This window comes from Acinetobacter sp. YH01020, assembly GCF_013420275.1.
Taxonomy (GTDB): Bacteria; Pseudomonadota; Gammaproteobacteria; order Pseudomonadales; family Moraxellaceae; genus Acinetobacter; species Acinetobacter amyesii.
The window spans coordinates 1-1,171 of sequence record NZ_VOYN01000127.1; the positions used below are offsets into that span (position 1 = coordinate 1).

Sequence of the window (1,171 nt, forward strand, 5' to 3'; positions counted from 1 at the left end):
GTCTCAAGAAAAGTATGCCGAGTCGTAAAGCTCAGAAAGTTGTTATTGAACAAAGAAATTTAAATCCTGTGCTTGACTCTTGTAGTTAAAAACAGGACATTTTAAATGGTTTATCGCATAGACATTTCTACTTGGGAATAACATAAAAAATGGAGCCTAAAGCTCCATTTTTTAATAACTTTTTTTAAATTGCTAAGCGTAAATTCAGTGCTTTTACAACTTTAATCACAGTATCAAAACTAGGGTTAACATCACCAGAAAGTGCTTTATAAAGACTTTCTCGGCCTAAGCCTGTATCTCGTGATAATTGAGCCATTCCTTTAGCTTTTGCAATGTTACCTAAAGCCTTTGCAATGAATGCGGCATCGCCATTAGATTCTTCAATACATGCTTGTAAGTAAGCCTGCATATCATTCTCTGTTTTAAGATGCTCAGCACTGTCCCATTTGCGAAGTTTAATAGCCATTTATAGCTCCTCCTCTAAATCTTGTGCCAATTGCAGGGCAAGTTTTATATCTTTACTTTGCGTAGACTTATCTCCGCCTGCTAAAAGAATAACAACCCTTTGCCCTTGCTTGCAGTAATAAATCCTATAGCCTGGCCCAAAGAAGAAACGTAATTCAGAAACACCTTCACCGACCGGCTCAGTATCTCCAAAGTTTCCATCTTCAACCCGATCAATTCGGACTTGTATGCGTCTTTTTGCCTGCTGGTCTTTTAACTTGGTGAACCAGTCATCAAAGACTTCAGTGGTATATATTGAGTACATAAGTAGAATGTATCCTATAGGATACATTTATGCAAGAAATAAACTTGATATTTGGGGCTCGAAACAGTGATGTTATTCCCAAGTAGAAATGTCCTACCTAATAACCAAATAGAAATGTCCTATATGGACATTTCCAAGTCAAGCACAGGATTCAGATTTCGTTGTTGAATCGCTGTTTTCTGTGCACGTCTACTTGGCATCTTTTGAGAACGATTGCGTTTGTTTTGTTGTTCCAGTTCTTCATGCTGTTGTTGGATATGATTCAGAACAGCACCCAACCGTTTATTCTCAACAATCTCTCGCTGATTCAGCTGACTTAATTTATCGAAGAGGCTGTAATTGATCTTTCGGCCATCATGCATGAGGGCTACAGTACCATCCGGGTATTCCAGGAACTCAAGA

At 38.3% G+C, this 1,171-nt stretch carries 2 protein-coding genes and 1 pseudogene; all 3 read right to left on the bottom strand.

Features of this window, described 5'->3' with window-relative positions; translation table 11 throughout:
* Positions 1-184: 184 nt before the first annotated feature.
* Positions 185-466: an addiction module antidote protein gene (locus FTT85_RS18475; RefSeq protein WP_180136112.1), complete on the bottom strand. Its 282-nt coding sequence runs from the start codon at positions 464-466 to the stop codon at positions 185-187.
* Complete coding sequence (locus FTT85_RS18480; RefSeq protein WP_000286964.1) at positions 467-769, bottom strand: type II toxin-antitoxin system RelE/ParE family toxin; 303 nt, start codon at positions 767-769, stop codon at positions 467-469.
* Between the two features lie 119 nt (positions 770-888).
* Positions 889-1,171: pseudogene (locus tag FTT85_RS18485) on the bottom strand (ISNCY family transposase); the annotation flags it as partial.